The organism is Leptospira kirschneri serovar Cynopteri str. 3522 CT, assembly GCF_000243695.2.
GTDB lineage: Bacteria > Spirochaetota > Leptospiria > Leptospirales > Leptospiraceae > Leptospira > Leptospira kirschneri.
Map to the genome: position 1 here is coordinate 35,508 of NZ_AHMN02000020.1, position 17,549 is coordinate 53,056.

The window sequence follows — 17,549 nt, forward strand, 5'->3', positions numbered from 1 at the left end:
ATTTTGTCTTATAAGAACGAAGTAATCATACCTTCCGAATATTTAAGAAGAACTGAAGCGAGAGCGCATATTCAAAAAGAAATTTCGGAAAGACTTGTACATTCTAATTTTTTTCGTTCTCATAGGCCCGATTATGATCTAGTTCGTTACACGGAAGAAGCTACGTGTAATACTTTTTTGCGCTATAGAATTCTTTCTCTAAAATCGGGAGAAGGATTGATCCGAGAAAGGATTTGATCAATTCTAGTTTCTGTTGTTTATCACAGAAAACTTTTTGAAAACACTTATAAAATTCAAAGATAAAGATTTTCAAATTCAATTAAAATGAATAGAAAAAAATAAGCCGTCTAACAGGGATAAAACGAACTTATGAAAGTTTACGAAATTCAAAATCAATTTGGCCTGGAAAATTTAAAAATTTCAGAACGCCCCGATCCGGTTCCAGTACAAGGAGAAGTGCTCGTTCGTTTTAGGGCCGCTTCTTTAAATTATAGAGATTATTTAATGGCGATAGGTAAATACAATCCTAAACAAAAACTACCTTTGATACCTCTTTCCGATGGAGCGGGGGAAGTAGTTCAAGTTGGTCCAGGAGTTACTCGTTGGAAGATAGGGGATAAGATATGTGCGAATTTCGCTCAGACTTGGTTCGATGGCGCTCCGGAAAAAGATATGTTAAAAAATACTCTAGGGGGTCCGTTAGACGGAACACTCTGCGAATACAGAATTTTTAAAGAGGAAGGTCTGGTTCCAATGCCTGAAAATCTTTCTTTTGCAGAAGCTTCTACACTTCCTTGTGCCGCTCTGACTGCTTACACCGCGATTGTAACTCACGGAAACATACAACCTGGAGCTACCGTAGTCGTTCAAGGGACCGGAGGTGTTTCTATCTTTGCATTACAATTTGCTAAAATGATGGGATGTAGAGTCATTGCTACTTCTTCAAGCGAAGAAAAATTGGCAAAAGTAAAAGAATTAGGGGCAGACGAAGTCATCAACTACAAGGAAAAAACAAACTGGGATAGAGAAGTTCGTAAAATAACGGAAATGAAAGGCGCTGATCTTGTCATCGAAGTGGGAGGTGCGGGTACTTTACAAAAATCGATTTCTAGTACAAAACCTTGGGGAACGATCGCATTGATCGGGGTTTTAGCTGGAGGAGAGAGTAATAACTTATCTCTATTTCCGATTTTGATGCAGGGAATTCGGATTCAGGGAATTATCGTAGGAAATAAAAGAAACTTCGAAGATATGAATTGTGCAATCGAGACAAACAAGATCAAACCAGTAGTGGATCACGTTTATTCTTTTGAAGAGGTTCCTAAAGCTTTTGAAAGCCTAAAAGCAGGAAAACATTTTGGAAAGGTTTGTATCGAAATTTAGAATTTACTGCAAAGTCTTAAGAAGAATTTTGAATTCTGGCGTTTTATCAATAGAGTTGTTGAAAAATCAATTCTCCATCTCTTTCTGTTCCATTGAAACGGGCAATTCAATTGAAGCAGTTTCGCTAATCTCCACTATAGAATTTTCGACAACTCTAATAAGTAATATGAGTTCGGCGTAATTCAATGCGAAAGCGATTGAGGCGTAGTCGATAAATTGTAATTCAAGATAATATATTGTATTACGTTTCTTTTATGCAATTTATTGACTGGAGCTGAAAGCGCGGTCCGGCAAAGCCGGATTCGCCCGATTTTTTCCGCGAATTTACGTTAAGTGTATTTTGTAAATTAAATATAGTTTTATTATAATTATCTTATGTGATTTGATTTTATTGATCTCTATGAAATTGAACGTTTCGAGTTTTTATTGCAAGATCCTTTTCTAAAATAAAATTTAAGTATTCTGTTATTGTATGTACTTCTGAACGATAGTTCGACAAGTTTCAAAGGATGGAACTTATTTCTCGAACAATATGATTCTTAGGCCTGTTTCAAAATTTAAAATGTGGGATCTCACACAAAAAGGCCAACGATTTTAAGTTAGATTTACTACTCGGACGCATGAAAATAATACCAAGTTATTAACGGCCGAACTTGCGTTATTTAACGTGAGTTCGGCATTAAGAATTTTCTAAAAGTGGTAGTTCCCACATCCATTTTTCACGATAAAACGAAATTTTAGGAAACAGATTCCTTATACCGAATTCACGTTATTTATGTGTCTGAGTAGTATATCTGATTTTCCCGTAAAAAATAAAACGTGGGAACTCTTACGAACCCAAATCATGAAAAATGAATATTTTATGTGACTTAATCTGTGGGAACTCTCACAAATCCATATTTTACGGTAAAATTTTAAAATGTGGGAACTACCACAAATTAAAATTTCGCAGTAAAACTTTCAAAAGTTCGAAATTTTATTGAGTTGGTCTCTAAAAATAAATGTAGGAACTCTACGTTTTTAGAAATCAAAAATAGTAATCTCTATAAATTCTATATTTATTATAGTTTTCGTATGAGTTCCCACAAGATGAACGGTTTTTAAACTCGTCTTAACCCGCGGCTTTCGGAAAATTTTTATAAAGAGATTTATTTCCGCCGGGAGGTTTTCCAATATCAACACCCGCTTTTAGAAGTTCCAGCCTAAGTTCTTTACGGAAAGAGTGATAGTCTACTTCTACCGCGTGTCTTTGGCCTCCTTCAAATGTAAAGTGAGGATGATCAATTTCGTATTGAATTGAGGCCTTCAAATTTTTGGGACGTTTATATTTTCCTAAAATTTCCAAACAAGCTAATTTGGCTTGATAATCTGCCATCGGCCAGATACAACCCACGGGTTGAAACAAACCGATAAAATATAAATTTTGATAATCGTTGTGTATCATCTTGCGAAAGAGAGGAATTTTTTCAACGTGTTGAAAATCGATAAACGATTTATCAAAAAAAGGAAACGTAGTCCAAAAACCGGTACAAGCACAGATGATGTCGAAACGTTCTCTGGTTCCGTCTATAAATTCCACTTCTTTACCGTGTAATTTTTTGATCGCAGGACGAGGGTTGATTCTACCGTGACGGATAAAATCCAGAAGATCAGAATTTAAAGTTGGATGATGACTGAGCGCTAGATTTTTGTTTTCTGGAAGGCCGTAGTTTTTATAAGAACCTTGTAATATATAAATTAACTTACTAAGGGCGAATTGTTTGATAATAGATGGAATCCAATTGGGAGTTCTTGCGGCAAATACGTCGGAAGGCATACCAAAAAGAAATTTCGGAAAAAACCATTGGGGACTTCGCATTGATAACTTTACGCTGTTTGCAACTCTTGCCGATTCGACCGCAACGTCACAAGCTGAATTACCGGCTCCGATGACTAAAATATCTTTTCCTTTCCATTCGTTTGTAACACCTTTGAAATCATGAGAATGTAAAAATTTACCGGTAAACTTACCTTCATATTCTGGATATTTAGGATCCCAGTGATGTCCGTTTGCAATCATAAGGACATCGAAAAATTCCACCTTCTTCTTTTTAGAAGCGTTCGTGTATTCTACTTTCCATTCTTCGTTAGGCGTTCTTGTAATTTTTTGAATGGTATGATGAAATCGAATTTTCTTATAGACTCCGAAGTGTTTTGCATAAGATTCAAAATAAGCTTGAAGTTGTTTGTGATTTGGATATTCGGGATAGTCTTCGGGCATTGGAAAGTCTTCATATTCGGACCAAACCTTAGAGCTGATGATATGAGTATTTTCGTAGACGCTGGAATGACCGGTTTTGGCGTTGAAAACCCAGTTCCCACCGACTTTATCGTTTTTTTCGAAAATTACTACGTCTAAACCGTATTCGACACAATTCTTTCCAGCGGCAATTCCGCTTGGTCCAGCACCTACTACACAAACTCTAGCGTTCGATTTCATTTGACCTTTCCTTGACGTTTTAGAATCATTCGTGAAATCAATTAGAATATCAACGAATACTATATTTTCGAAAGATCCTATTTATGTAGAATTTAGATGCAAGAAATTTTAAGTAAAAAAATAGGAAGAATTTCATTTTTCAATCTTAGTTTGTTTCTTCTTAGATCGGCTAAAATTAGATTTTTTTTCTATACTTATATAAGAACGTCTGTATAAACTTTAAAAATACGGATTTATATTATTGATAGTTATATAACAACATACTCAATATTTTGCACTTAAACGCTTTTGCGATAAAAATTTGTGGCACTCTATTATATAACTCTGAGTAGTTTATTTAAAAATTATTTTTACTTCTCGTACACATAGAAATCATATTAAAAATGAAAGGTCTATTTTACCAAAGATGTGGAAGTTTTTTTACAAATCGAATATAGATAGGATTTTTTTTAAAGTAGATTCATATTTTAACTTTTAGAAAAAGTTTATACTGCCCAGGTTATAAAAAGTATATTCTGGAATATTGATGTTTTTTGGTTTTTTAAGTTTCACATTTTTCTGAAACTTAAATGTCTAGCTCTATGATCTCTCAAAGACTCTTTTATAATAGAATATCATAATTTTATACAAATATTTTTTAGTTTTTTTATAAGTATTTTATTATATTTTTATGTATTTTGGAATTAAAAATGAATCAGTCATATGAATTTTTAGTTTAGATCATTGCTATGATAAAATAAAGAGGAGAGTCCAGATTTAAAGACATGTAGAATGATGAAAATTTGTCTATTGATCTCTATAAAAAAATGAGTACTATGGATTTTTATCGCAAAATGCTCTTTCAATAAGAAATTTTGGCGCTTTTTTACATAGCTTTTAGGTTTATTCCCAAAGTTTAGGACCTATAAAATGATGAAAATCCTTCCGATGTAAATTGGAAAGGATTGAGCTTTAACTTCCTTCGAAAAAATACAGGGAATTGCAAATTTTTATAATTTTGTGGGAACTATTTGTTGAGAAATATATAATAAAGTACCTAATCCAATAGTTTGAACTTCGATAATATAGTTATTTTAAAAAAATGAATTTTTCGTCTGTTTTATGGAAACGGTCGATTGAAACAATTGCCACTATGGAATTTTTCAAACTCAATATTGCTCTCTGTGGATCACAGTATAATATCGCTTTCGCGTTGGATTCTATCGGGCTCATGTAAAAAACACTTTGTGATAATCATATTTAGATACTCAATTTGATAGGGATGAGTAGTTTACGTGAATTTGTGGAGAAATTCGTTTTATTCCTAGGTCAATTTTTTCGTAAAAAGATAAATGTGGGAACTCTCACAAATGCCAGTTAAACTTTGAGAATTGTAGGAACTACTAGGAAATACAAAAAGAATCATTGCCCAATCCGATTTTTGCACAAAACTACTGTTTTATGGTCATCTTTAAAATTTGAATCCCATTTTAACGTGAGTTCAGCTGAAAAAGAATTTTCTAAAAGTATGAGTTCCCACAATTTTAGAATTCTTTCGTAAAACTGTGATTCGCAGTAGTTCCCACATTTTAGAAATCGATCTGTAAAGTTCAGATTCCAACTTTTTTCAAAAAATGAATCATAAATTCTCACGCCTAACTCATGTTATTTTATAAATGGCTCCTTTGGAAAAATTCACTATTACTCTCGAAAAATTTTTTGAGATGAGTGATTTTTTTTGATTCAAATTTGATCCGTTCCACTCTTTACGAGAACCGTAGTAGGTATGGGCGCTTTATTACTAAACTCTGATCATGAAATTAGTTCTACACTTCAAAAAAATCCTTCCGAAACGGTCACTCTTTTGATTCCGGAAGATACTTGGCTTCTTTTTTCCGAAAAAGATGTAAAGCTGCTTACTAAAAAAATTCCTGCACTTTTAAAAATTTATGGGAAATATATTTCTTCTTCGGAACGTCTTGGCAAAAAAGCGGACAGAACTTTGTATCAATCCAGTCCGGGTAAATCAAAAATGAAACGAATAAGCGTTCGTGTTCCTTCTGCAAGTTGGACTCTTTTGGGAACGTTGGCTCAAGGCTCAAGCTCATGGTGTGTCTAGGTGTTATCTTTTTAATTATCTTTTGAAGTTGGAAGCCCTCGGGGTCGGTGATTCTATTTTGAATACGGTTCGGGCGGGAGTTCCCACGTTTCACTGGTCTTACAGTTATATCCTACACTTAGATCTGCTAAACAATCGAGTCACCCGAAAACTACACTGTGAACCAGAATCTTATTTTTACGCCTTAGACCTAGAATAGTTTTCAACATAAAATCACTGTTTGGTGATCATTGAAAAAATGAAAAACATATTCATAATATATAATATTAAAATTCAAGTAACTCAATTTTATGGGGATCGGTAAAACCAAATTTAAAAAAAAGTTGTTCTAACAATATTAGAGTTGTTGAAAAATTCCATAGTGAAGATTGACAAAATTGCTTTAATTATCCATTTAAATGCAAAAAAACAGATGAAGAATTTATTTTTCAATAACTCTAATATAACGTGAACAGGGCGTAAGAAAACCGGGGCGAATCCGGCTTGCCATAGGCAGTCGGATTGGGTTCTTTGACTCTGGTCATAAATTGAATACAGAAAACATAATACAACAATCGTCTTTAGATTCAATTTAGAACGCGATCTAAAACACGATCCATAGAAAGCGTTTTACTTTAGTTTCAAACGCGACCTGCTTAGTTTCCCCCGCATCTATTCCTTTCGCGTTATACCGAATTCACATTATATTATATTCAAAAACCGTCAGGAGTAAACGCTGCTCTATAAGCTTCTGGTGGACAGGATAAAAAAGAACAGGATTTGGCTCCTTGGTTATCCGAATCTTCAAACCAAACTCCTTTCGAAGTCAAGTTTTCGCAGGAAATCCGGATCGAATTTGATTTTTGACGACCCGAAGAATAACCTTGACAACTCCCAACAGGAATGTTCGAAAAGCAGGAACAGTTTCCTTGAAAGGCCTGAGTATCCGTGCAATAGACGCAGTCTGAACGGGTTTCGTTGAGAGAGTTTGCAAGTAAACGGATTATCAGATCTTGGTTTTGTTTTTTCTCTTCATTCTGACAAAAAAGAATCGGAATGATTAAGAATATTAAAATATACTGTTTCATAAATGACCTCCTACTGAATTGCAGTGAACGGAAAGGAAACCTTAAAAATTGCGTTCAAACCTGGGTTGAGAGCGTATTCCTTGTATCTACTGAGATGATCTACATAAGAAACATTGAATACGTTTTGAATGCTCAAGTCTACAGTAGGATTTGAAGTTCCGTCTCCGAAATGAGGAAGTTCAAAACCGAGCCCTATGTCCATAAGATTATAACCTTTGGTGGGGGTTTCTTTAGGATCGACTCTATATTGTGAATCGTAAAATCTGCCGTTGATGGAGAAATAGAAATTTTTTAAGCCCAAAATAGAATCTTCCGTCCATCTAAGACCGGCACGGGCTCGGTTCGGAGTAGTTCTAGGAAGGGGATGAGTATCGTTTTGATTTCTAGAATGAATAATATCGATTCCACCGGAAAAAATGAGTTTACGGAAAAGTTCAGCTTGAATCGAAAATTCTCCTCCTTTTAAAACCGCGTTCCCTTGTTTATACTCGTATTTTGGTAAACCAGAATCTGGGTTTATTTCGGCTATACTTGCAGCATATATGAAATTTTGAATGTGATTTTGAAAAACGCTAATCTCAGTTTGGATTTTAGAAGAAGCAAATCTTAGAGAGAAATCCAGATTATTTGAATATTCGGGTTTTAGATGATTGTTCCCGATTTCAAACTTACCAGTTCCTTCATGGACTCCGTGTGAAAAAAGTTCAAAGGGAGAAGGGGCCCTAAAACCGCGTCCATAATTAAAAACGGCGGAGAAGGATTTATGGATCCTCCATACAAGACCGGTGGAACCGGTTGTCATATAATAATTTTTGGTTTGTTCGGAGACATCAAGGGTTTGGTTATTTCTAACGTCGACGGATCGTTTATCGCCTCTAATCCCAGCACTGAAAGTTAAGGAACCCAATTTGAGTTCTTCTAAAAAATAACCGGCAAGGTTAATGATGCCGTAAGAAGGAATCAGCGGCTCTGTACCAATCGTTCTGTTTTTTTGTTCCAGACCAGATATTCCGATGGTTCCTTTCAAAAAATTGAATATAGGTTTATGATGAAATTTAGCATCCGCTGTGGTTGTATCTAGAAAAAGATTTAAACCTTGGTATTTTTCTTTGGAAGTAACTTGGTAGAACTGGAAAGATTTATCTAAAACGTCTGCATTTTCGTCTAAAAGAACGTTTTGAATTGGCAGAAGTTTATTTTTAGATTCAATTTCTCTTCGATTGTTTCTCTGATAGGAAAAGTCAAGTTCCAAGTTACCTGCGGAGAAAATAAAAAACGAATGAAAATGAGATTTCTCGTGAAAAAGTTTTTGAGAGACAGTAGCCCCAGGATTTTCGTTCGGATTATCCAATAAGTCTTGAGTTTGTTCTCTTCGAAAAGAATCCAGATAAAAATTACCCCAATCCCCGTCCAAACCAATGGACGCACTTTGATTTTTTTCCATCATCCCAGTATTACGAAGGGTTCCGTTCGGGGTAGTCATTCTACTCGCTTTTCTGGAATTGGAACTGGCACGATAACCGAAACCGTTTAGATTTCCATAGATTGCAAAGTTGCCAGCATCCTGTTTATTGTTGGAATAACTGTTGGAATTGAAAATGCCGGCCATCCTAGGAATTCCTTCTCCGGAAAGAGGTGCTTTGTCTCGAATTACGTTTACCACACCTCCAAGAGCGTCCGAGCCGTAGAGTAAGCTGCCCGGGCCTCTAATAATTTCAATTTTTTGAATATTAAAAGAATCTAATTCTACTGTGTGATCGTCTCCAAATTGTTGTTCTTCCTGACGAATACCGTCGGTCATAACTAAAACCCTTTGTCCGGTAAGACCCCGGATGATCGGTTTAGAAGTTCCTGCACCTGTTGTAAGATTGGAAACTCCTGGAGTATTGTTGATGGCAGACATTGCAGTTTCTCCTCTTTGACGATCTAGTTGTCTACCCGACAAAACGGTAATTGGTTGAGGAGCGGTTAAAAAGTCCGAATTTGTAGATTTAGCGGTGACGTTGATTGCGGATTGGTCCAAGGAACTTTCTAAAAGAATAAATTGTATCTTTTCGTCTTTTTCACTGATAGTAATTGAAATAGTTTCGGACTGATGATCTCTTGATGTTGCGACTAATGTATATTTTCCGGGTGGAACGTGACTTAAAATAAATTCTCCTTTGTCATTTGTAGTTGCGATTTTTCTAGATTCTTGGATTGTAATTCTTACATTGGAAATAGGATTTCCACGTCTATCTTTAGCTATACCCGTTAGTGTGACGTCTAACGCTAAAATTGAAATTGGAAAAATAAATGTCGAAAATAAAAGTATTCTAAAATAATAATATGTCTGCTTTTTCAAACGAAACTCCCGGACCGAAGTCCATTAGATCAAAAAATTGATTTAAGAAAGTGGGAGTAAAATAGGAGGAGCCCGTCCGTATCTATTTTGATACAGGTCGAAGGGTGAAATGAAAATTTCAAATGAGGTTCTAATTTTTTTGAGAAAAATTGAAGGTAGATTTCCGGTTAAAAAATCCAGATTCCAAAAAGAATTAGATTCCCTTTGAAACTGACAGATCGGACAAGAGACGGTTTGTTTTGTATCCTTATTTGTAGAAAAATAGACGCCGGAAAATTTTTGGATTTCTTGTTCTGTGTGGGTATGAAGGCCCGAACTCACGAAAAGTATGAGTAAGATGGAGAGAAATCCGGATTTGAGACCTTGTAGGATCATCGTATAGTTGCTAATGATAAATCAATATTAATAGGATCAAGTAGAAAATCAAATCGTCATTTGAAATGTGGGAACTACCACTTGAGTATTTCAAAATTTTGTTTGTAAGAACAGTTAGTCTTGGTTCCGACCTTGTTTGATTTCGGAACCAAATCCAGATGTTTATGAAACCTACTATTTCCGCAAAAAATAAAATGTGGGAACTCATACAAATTTAGATTTCGGTCAAACTTTCAAAAAATTGTTAAAGAACGTAAAAACTAAATTTGAAAAAACTAATTACTGATCTCTATAAAATTGAGTACCGTTAATTCTAACGTGAGTTCGACGTAAGAAAATTGGGGCGAATCAGACTTGTCACAGGCAAGCGGACTCTTTAGCTCTGTTCAATAAATTACATAAAAGAAACTTAATACGATATTTTGTCTTTAGATTCAATATAGAACGTGGATCCATAAGAGCCCATAACCAATCCCACAAGTTGAATAGGATTTTAGAATCAAAATTGAACTCATGCAACGCTCTCTATGGATCGCGTTCGTAACTCAGCAAAACGCTTTCCTAAGGGTCGCGTTCGTAACTCAGTAAAACGCTTTCCTAAGGGTCGCGTTCGTAACTCAGTAAAACGCTTTCCTAAGGGTCGCGTTTTAGGATGAAAGCGCACGTTTTTCAAATGTTCCGATAAGAATGAGGTTTTTTACTTGCAAAAAGTATGTTTTTCTGATAGAGAAAAGTCCCCCAAGCCTTTCCTCTTCCCAAAATTAGAAAAAACTCATGCAACGCTCTCTATGAATCGCGTTAACTCAGCAAAACGCTTTTTACGAAAGCGTTTTAGATATAAGTTTTACAGGGGATTTGTAGTAATTCCGACAGATTTATATTTAGATCCAAATACTTGTGTGGGTTGGTTATGGTAGAGAGCGTTCTGCTTTAGTTCCTCTCACATCGATCTCTTTTGCGTTATACCGAACTCACGTTAACTAACCAAGAACACGTAGAATTCTATCCAAAGTTTTATTCTTTTCTTCAAAGGGAAAAAAATGAGAGGTTTTTGGCCAAATTTCTAAAGAAGATCGAATATTACCGGAAATAATTTTTTTTGCTGTACTGGGAGAACAAACTTCATGTGGATCAGGAATCGTAATATGTGTTTCGGTTTTAATTTTCCCAAACTGAAACAAACTACGATAACTTACCGAATCGAAAATTTTTGCTTCCACTTCGGGAGCACAACGAAGGATCGCCTCCCCGTTAACACCGAATCGAAAACAACTTTGAATATAATCGTCGTAAATTCCATCGTCCCAACGTGAAAAGGAAGGAGTTCTTTTATAAATTTTACGGACGGTATCAAGATTTTTGAATTCTCTTCTGCGTTTAATTGCTACTTGAGCCAGAGGGTTATGAAAAATACGAGAATACGTAATTTGCAGAAAATTTAATGTAACAGGATCGTGAGCAATTACCTTTTTAAATCGATGAGGAGAATGATACGAAGCTAAAAGAAGACTTGCACCTCCAAGGGAATGTCCGATTCCAACTACGTTATCAAGATTTTCAGTTTCAATCAGAGAGAGAACTTGGTCTCTGAAAAAATACCAATCTTTAAAATTCAAAGTAGAATCGGATTCTCCGTGACCTGCAAAATCCAGAGCAATTATTCTGTGTGAATTTTGTAACGACTCGATATAAAATTTATAAGTAAACGCGCTGTATCCATTAGCATGACAAAGAAGGATTGTAGGTTTGGATTTAGAGTTGGTATCTATGTAGGAAAGATTGAGTCCTTGAAAGTGAAACGTTTTTCTAAACATAATAAAAAAATTTGACCTTGATCTTTCCAAATCCCTAGGTGGACTGGTTTTCGTAAAGTCAAAACCGGAAACACAATATGCAAATTCAAGTTTTAGTTGTATTTATAGTGGCACTTGTATTCAACGCACTTGCCAATATTCTAATAAAGGCAAGTGCTTTAAAAGACCTTTCAGAAAAACCGGATGGGATACAAGTGATCTTCAATCCAATGTTTATCGGAGGATTGGCATCCTTCGGCCTTGCATTACTGGGGTATCGTTTTGTATTGGGAAAAGGATTAAAACTATCACTCGCTTATCCAGTATTTACGAGCGCTGGTTTTATTCTGGTGTTGATCGTATCTTCCATTGCTTTTAAGGAAAGATTGACCTGGTCGCAATGGGCGGGAATTATACTGATACTCATAGGGGTATGGTTATGCGCCGCAAATATGTTCGAAACAAAATCTTAAATTACTTTTACCAATAATCTTCTATAAAACGTTAGAAAATGTGATGATCATGTTGAATTTATTGTCAAATTTCAATCAAAGATTTTTCAATTAAGAATTGATGCTCTAATTGATAATATTTTAATCAGAACTATATAATAAGATTCTAATTTAATAGTTTATACTTCAGTAATAAAATTTTTGAAAAGTTAATTCTCCATCCGTTTTAATGTGACGGAAACAGATAGAGAATTCATTTTTTAACAACTCTATTGTATTTTTATTATGCAATTGTCAGTAAAAAAACAGAAGAATAGTATAACGTAAGTTCGGTGTAAAGAATCTGTTTATCCTAGGTCAATTTTTTTGTAAAAAAATTGATGTGGGAACTCTCACAAATTGTGGATTTACAGTTAAACTTTGAAAATTGTGGGAACTACTATAAAATGTCAAAAGAACACCGTTCAATCCGATTTTTGCACAAAACTGCTGTATTGCGACCATCATCAAAATTTAAATCCCATTTTAATGTAAGCAGGGCTTAAGAAAAAATTTTCTAAAAGTATGAGTTCTTACAATTTTAAAATTTGTTTGTAAAATCGTGATTAGCAGTAGTTCCCACATCATTTTACAGACAAACCTAAATTTTGTAATAGTTCCCACACTTAAATACGACAGGTTATAAACTTCTATTTTTTATTGAGGTAGTTCCCACATTTAAAAAATCAATAGAGTTTTTGAAAAAATCCATGTCTACAAACGATATTATACATTTATTTTAACGAACAAAACGGAAGAAAATTAACTCTACTGTAATCAAAAATGTAAGTTTGAACTTTCATGAAACTTACTCAGAACTATAAAATAAAGTTCCTTTCATTTTGCTTTGAAATGATGCTTTGCAATAAAAATTTATGGTAATCAATTTAGTAAGGATCAGTGATAAAACTTTTTTACTACTAACAGCTACATAACGAAGTACCAGGTATTTTGCACTCAAATGGGTTTTTGCAATAAAGATTTTAGGTACTCTATATATAGTTCTGAGTAGTATTTCTCCCTAAAAATTGAAATTAGAGTTGTTGAAAAATTAATTCTTGATCTGTTTGTATTGGATTGAATGGACAATTGAAGCAATTTTACGAATTTTCACTATGGAATTTTTCAACAACTTTATTATAGTAGTCAATAAATTATATATAATAAAAACTTTATGTAACATATCATTTAAGTATTCAATTGATTGACTCTAGTTCGATTTCTACCGATGCGCGGAACGCTTAAGTTTTCGGAATGAAAATTAAACGCAAAAAAATCATTCAAACTTAACTTGGAAAATTTGATTCGCACTAGAATCGGCTACGAGCAGTCTTTGATTCAAACAATCAACTTTAACCACACCTATATCCATAAACGTATGATCAATTGTAGAAACGTTAAGTAAAGGATCCACAATACGGATTCTATTAGAGTTAGCGTCCGATACAAACATATAATCCCTGTTATCTATAGAAATGAAAGCGGGACCAAAAAACGAAGCGCTCGTTCCGTTTCCATCTACGTCTGCTCCAATTCCGTTTCCCAAAAGAGTGGATACGGTAGAAGTTTTGAGATCTATTTTTCGAATCCTATGATCTTGAATATCCGCAGCCAATAAACTATCCGTTTTACGATCATAAGCAATTCCTAATGGAGATTTAAAACGAGCCGAGGTTAGATCTCCGTCCAAATAACCCGAAATTCCTCCGGAAAAAGTGCTTACCATACCTGAGTCTAGATTGATCTTTCGAATTGTATGATTGCTTAACTCTCCCACGTATAAGTTTCTTTCTAAATCTATGTCCATAAAAAAAGGGCCGTCAAACAAGGAATTGAGCCTATCCCCGTTTTGAAGACCGCTCAAGTTGGAAGAACTTCCGGCAAACAAAGAAAATTGTTCCGTAGGATCTATCTTATAAATTTGATCACTGTCTTTGCAGGAAACATATTTGTCTCCAGTAAGCGGATCGAACTTGATACCGGAAGGATCTTGTAAAGGTAAGTTTGTAGAAAGAGTTTTTACATTTCCGGAGGGATCAATTTTGCGAATCAGGTTGGTCATCTGATCACTCACAAAAATATTTCCGGAAGTATTTACTTCTAAGCCGAAAGGGGTTTTGAAAGAAGCTGTGGAAATTGTACCATCTATACTTTCTGCAACACCAGTACCGGCAAACAAACTAACAACAGGTTTGTCTGTAATTTTGAGAGAACAAAGATAACATTCTTTAAGAATACAGTCCAGGATCGTGTTTTCAAACCAAGCCTGACTCATAAAAATACTAGGATTATAAACAGAGGAAGGGGAACAGGAAACCAATACTAGAACGGAAATCAAAATTCTAGAGAACATAATTATCTTTCATAAGAATTAGAATAAATTTTTTTCTAGAAAACTACAGTGGGTTTTTACGAAAAAATAGAAGTTGTGTCTATTGCTTAGGACTTATAAAAAGAACCTAGTCCAATCATTTACACTTTAGTCCTGTGAATTCAGCGAAAGAAAATCGGGGTGAATCCTGAGTCGCAGACTGTGCTTTCAGTTCCGATCATGAGGTTCGATTAAAAACAAAATCTTTTTTCTGAATTCAATTTATTAGATATAAAACGCGATCCGTAGAAAGCGTTTTGCTTTAGTTACTTCGAATGATCATAAAGCAAGACGTTTTAGTTTGAAAGAGCATTCTGCTTGAGTGCTTCAATTGCTTTCGCATGGAACTACTTAGAATTTGCAAGTGGATCGTAGTGCGGAAATCCTAAGTATAAAAAAAGGTATCTCAAATAGATCTTTTTATCCGAATGGGAGAAGAGAGGTCGTAAATTAATGAATCAAGGTCCACTTTCCGGAATCAAAGTAATCGATTTAAGTTTATTACTACCGGGTCCGTTATGTTCTATGTATTTGGGAGATATGGGAGCCGAGGTGATAAAGGTAGAAAATCCCAGGGCGATGGATGCAACTCGAATAATGTTTAAAAAAGAGAACGGAGCCCCTTCTTTATATTTGATGCTCAATCGAAATAAAAAAGCAATTACTCTCAATTTAAAAAAAGAGAAATCTAAGGAGATACTTTTTAAATTATTAGAAAATGCTGATATACTTTTGGAGGGATTTAGACCGGATGGACTTGCCAAAATGGGATATGGGTATGACGATTTAAAGGAACGTTTTCCTAAATTGATTTATTGTGGAATTTACGGATATGGAACGGAAGGAAAATATAGAAATTTTGCGGGACACGATGTAAATTATCTCTCACTTTCCGGAGTACTTTCGCAGACCGGAAAAACACCTCAGATTCCAGGATACCAACTTGCAGACATAGGAGGGGGGACTATGACGGCTCTTTCTTCAATTTTGGCGGCATTGTACGCGAGAGAAAAAACAGGAAAGGGACAAAAGATTTCTGTTTCCATGATGGATTCGTCATTGCCATTTTTATCCTTGTATGGAGGGATTTACGGAGCCACCGGAAAAAATCCAGAAGGGGGAAATGAACTGCTTTCCGGTAAATTACCAAATTATAATGTTTATCAGACTAAGGAAGGTCGTTGGGTAGCATTAGGCGCTCTTGAAGATATGTTTTTTAAAACTTTTTTACGGCAGACTGGGTTGGATAAACATTTGGAAGAATTACCTACAGAGGAAAAAAACTTTCCTAAATGGAAAGAAATACTTACTTCCTATTTTTCCGCAAAAACATTCGAAGATTTGAATGCTCTTTTTGAAAATGAGGATTCTTGCCTGACTCCCGTAAAAACAATAGAAGAGGTGATTAAGGACCCGGTATTCCAGGAGAATGGAATGGTTAAGGAAAAAAAACATCCGGATTATGGAGATTATTTTCAGTTTGGAGCCCCTTTTTCATTTTCCGAAACTCCCGTAACATATCGTTTGGATCCGCCGAGTCACGGGGAACATAATGAGACTATCTATCGAACTTTAGGGTATACTATGGAAGAAATAGAAACGATGAAAAAAGAAAAAGTGATTTGAATTTCATCGATAAACAATTGAAAGACATCTCGATTATAAATATTCTAGAAATTGTGAACAGAACGTTCGTTCTTTGAAATTCAAAAAGTAAACTAGTTTTAGAAAGATTTTTTGAGGGCTTGAAAAGTTCTCAACGTGGAATGAATAAAAAAAATAAAAAACAAACAGATCCTTGGTTTTTTACTTTATATTTTGGTTTGATCTAATCACTGTAAAAAAAAAGTAGGATTAGAATATTCTCTTAAGATAAGAAGGGCAAAACCGATGTACCAGGAATTTACCGAACAACAGCTCGAGATCAGAGACCAGATTCGCAATTTCGTGAAAAAAGAAATCACTCATGAAGTTGCTATCCACTGGGACGAAGAAAATAAACATCCAGAAGAACTCATCAATCGTATGCGAAAAGAACTAGGAGTGAATGGTTTAACCATTCCCGAAGAATATGGTGGTTGGGGACTTGGTTCTGTTGAACAGTGTCTTGTCACGGAAGAACTTTCCAGAGGATGTCTCGGAATCTCTCTTTGTTTTGGTTATACGGGGCTCGGAATTCTTCCAATTCTAAAAGGTGCTTCTCACGAGCAGAAGAAAAAATGGCTACAACCCGTGGTCGATGGAGAGTACGGAGTATCTTTCTGTCTTTCTGAGCCTGGTGCAGGATCAGACGTTCCCGGAATGAGTACCACAGCCGTAAAGAAAGGTGATAAGTGGGTTATCAACGGAACCAAACAGTGGATCACAGGTGGAGGTAGTGCAGGAGCTTATACAGTATTTGCATATACTGACAAAGGAAGAGGAACCAGAGGAGTAAGTTGTTTCTATGTAAAAAGAGATACTCCCGGACTGACCGTTGGTAAAAAAGAAGATAAACTTGGAATCCGTGCTTCTGACACTCGTCAGATCATCTTTGAAGATTGTGCGGTAGAAGAAGCAAATATGATCGGAAAAGAAAATTTAGGATTTATTTATGCGCTTCAAACATTGAACGCTTCTCGCCCTTATGTTGCGGCGATGGGAGTGGGGGTTGCTCAAGCGGCTCTTGATTACGCTTCCAAATATGCAAGACAAAGAGAGCAGTTCGGATCTAAGATTTCTAGTTTCCAAGCGGTGCAACATATGCTCGCGGATATGTCTATCGGTTTAGAAACTTCCCGTCAAGTTACTTATCTCGCAGCGAGAATGTCCGACGCAGAGGATCCTAGGCTTCCAAAATATTCCGCAATTGCAAAGGCTCACGCGTCTGAAACTGCGATGAAATGTGCTTTAGACGCGGTTCAAATTTTCGGAGGATACGGTTATACAAAAGAATATCCGGTCGAAAAACTAATGAGAGACGCGAAAATTCTTTGTATCTTTGAAGGAACAACTCAGATTCAGAAAAACGAGATTGCCGCTTATGTAATTCGTGAGGCAGCATCTGCTAAATAAGAAAATTAGAATTTTTGAAAGTATGTTCCGATTGGAAACAATTTGATAAAATTGAATTTCGGATCGAAACGAAAGTTTAAAAGTTTCGACCAGA

11 protein-coding genes and 2 pseudogenes are annotated in these 17,549 nt (G+C 35.4%); 7 read left to right on the forward strand and 6 right to left on the reverse strand.

The genetic code is table 11. The annotated features are described in order from the left end of the window. Positions 1–3: 3 nt before the first annotated feature. Both LEP1GSC049_RS209310 and LEP1GSC049_RS209305 read left to right on the forward strand, forming a co-directional pair. A complete protein-coding gene (locus LEP1GSC049_RS209310) occupies positions 4–237 on the forward strand; it encodes a hypothetical protein (RefSeq protein WP_004755766.1) in 234 nt (77 codons plus the stop codon). 132 nt (positions 238–369) lie between these two features. Continuing rightward, the gene (locus LEP1GSC049_RS209305) at positions 370–1,383 is read left to right on the forward strand and encodes a zinc-dependent alcohol dehydrogenase family protein (protein ID WP_004755748.1); all 1,014 of its coding nucleotides are present in this window, start codon (positions 370–372) and stop codon (positions 1,381–1,383) included. Positions 1,384–2,494: 1,111 nt separating this feature from the next. Here the strand turns inward: LEP1GSC049_RS209305 and LEP1GSC049_RS209300 are convergent. Further along, positions 2,495–3,862: a flavin-containing monooxygenase gene (locus LEP1GSC049_RS209300; protein WP_004756549.1), complete on the reverse strand. Its 1,368-nt coding sequence runs from the start codon at positions 3,860–3,862 to the stop codon at positions 2,495–2,497. 1,765 nt (positions 3,863–5,627) lie between these two features. Here LEP1GSC049_RS209300 and LEP1GSC049_RS02000000224940 point away from each other — a divergent pair. Continuing rightward, positions 5,628–6,159 (forward strand): annotated as a pseudogene (locus tag LEP1GSC049_RS02000000224940) (DUF1564 domain-containing protein). Between the two features lie 493 nt (positions 6,160–6,652). Here LEP1GSC049_RS02000000224940 and LEP1GSC049_RS209295 read toward each other — a convergent pair. From LEP1GSC049_RS209295 to LEP1GSC049_RS209280, 4 genes are all read right to left on the reverse strand, one after another. Next, positions 6,653–7,027, reverse strand: a complete 375-nt coding sequence (locus LEP1GSC049_RS209295) for a hypothetical protein (RefSeq protein ID WP_004753758.1) — start codon at positions 7,025–7,027, stop codon at positions 6,653–6,655. A gap of 10 nt (positions 7,028–7,037) precedes the next feature. Next, on the reverse strand, positions 7,038–9,371 hold the full coding sequence (locus LEP1GSC049_RS209290; protein ID WP_016561188.1) for a TonB-dependent receptor: 2,334 nt from the start codon (positions 9,369–9,371) through the stop codon (positions 7,038–7,040). Between the two features lie 42 nt (positions 9,372–9,413). Next, positions 9,414–9,746, reverse strand: a complete 333-nt coding sequence (locus tag LEP1GSC049_RS209285; protein ID WP_016561158.1) for an LIC10965 family protein — start codon at positions 9,744–9,746, stop codon at positions 9,414–9,416. Positions 9,747–10,726: 980 nt separating this feature from the next. After that, on the reverse strand, positions 10,727–11,560 hold the full coding sequence (locus LEP1GSC049_RS209280) for an alpha/beta fold hydrolase (protein ID WP_004754529.1): 834 nt from the start codon (positions 11,558–11,560) through the stop codon (positions 10,727–10,729). Positions 11,561–11,637: 77 nt separating this feature from the next. Here LEP1GSC049_RS209280 and LEP1GSC049_RS209275 point away from each other — a divergent pair, with 77 nt between their 5' ends. Then, positions 11,638–12,012, forward strand: coding sequence for a DMT family transporter (locus LEP1GSC049_RS209275; protein ID WP_004755198.1), 375 nt, complete (start codon positions 11,638–11,640; stop codon positions 12,010–12,012). Positions 12,013–13,306: 1,294 nt separating this feature from the next. Here LEP1GSC049_RS209275 and LEP1GSC049_RS209270 read toward each other — a convergent pair. Continuing rightward, a complete protein-coding gene (locus LEP1GSC049_RS209270) occupies positions 13,307–14,383 on the reverse strand; it encodes an NHL domain-containing protein (protein WP_016561168.1) in 1,077 nt (358 codons plus the stop codon). A 543-nt stretch (positions 14,384–14,926) separates the two neighbouring features. Between LEP1GSC049_RS209270 and LEP1GSC049_RS209265 the strand changes: the two genes are divergently transcribed. The 3 genes and pseudogenes from LEP1GSC049_RS209265 to LEP1GSC049_RS209260 all read left to right on the forward strand — a co-directional run bounded on the left by LEP1GSC049_RS209265 (position 14,927) and on the right by LEP1GSC049_RS209260 (position 17,455). Continuing rightward, positions 14,927–16,027, forward strand: a complete 1,101-nt coding sequence (locus LEP1GSC049_RS209265) for a CaiB/BaiF CoA transferase family protein (RefSeq protein WP_306292769.1) — start codon at positions 14,927–14,929, stop codon at positions 16,025–16,027. Further along, positions 16,024–16,118, forward strand: a pseudogene (locus tag LEP1GSC049_RS2000000229180) (ABC transporter ATP-binding protein). Before LEP1GSC049_RS209265 ends, LEP1GSC049_RS2000000229180 begins: the two are co-directional and overlap by 4 nt. A gap of 173 nt (positions 16,119–16,291) precedes the next feature. Continuing rightward, positions 16,292–17,455 (forward strand): acyl-CoA dehydrogenase family protein, encoded by a 1,164-nt coding sequence (locus LEP1GSC049_RS209260; protein ID WP_002152868.1) that lies wholly within the window; start codon positions 16,292–16,294, stop codon positions 17,453–17,455. Positions 17,456–17,549: the final 94 nt, after the last annotated feature.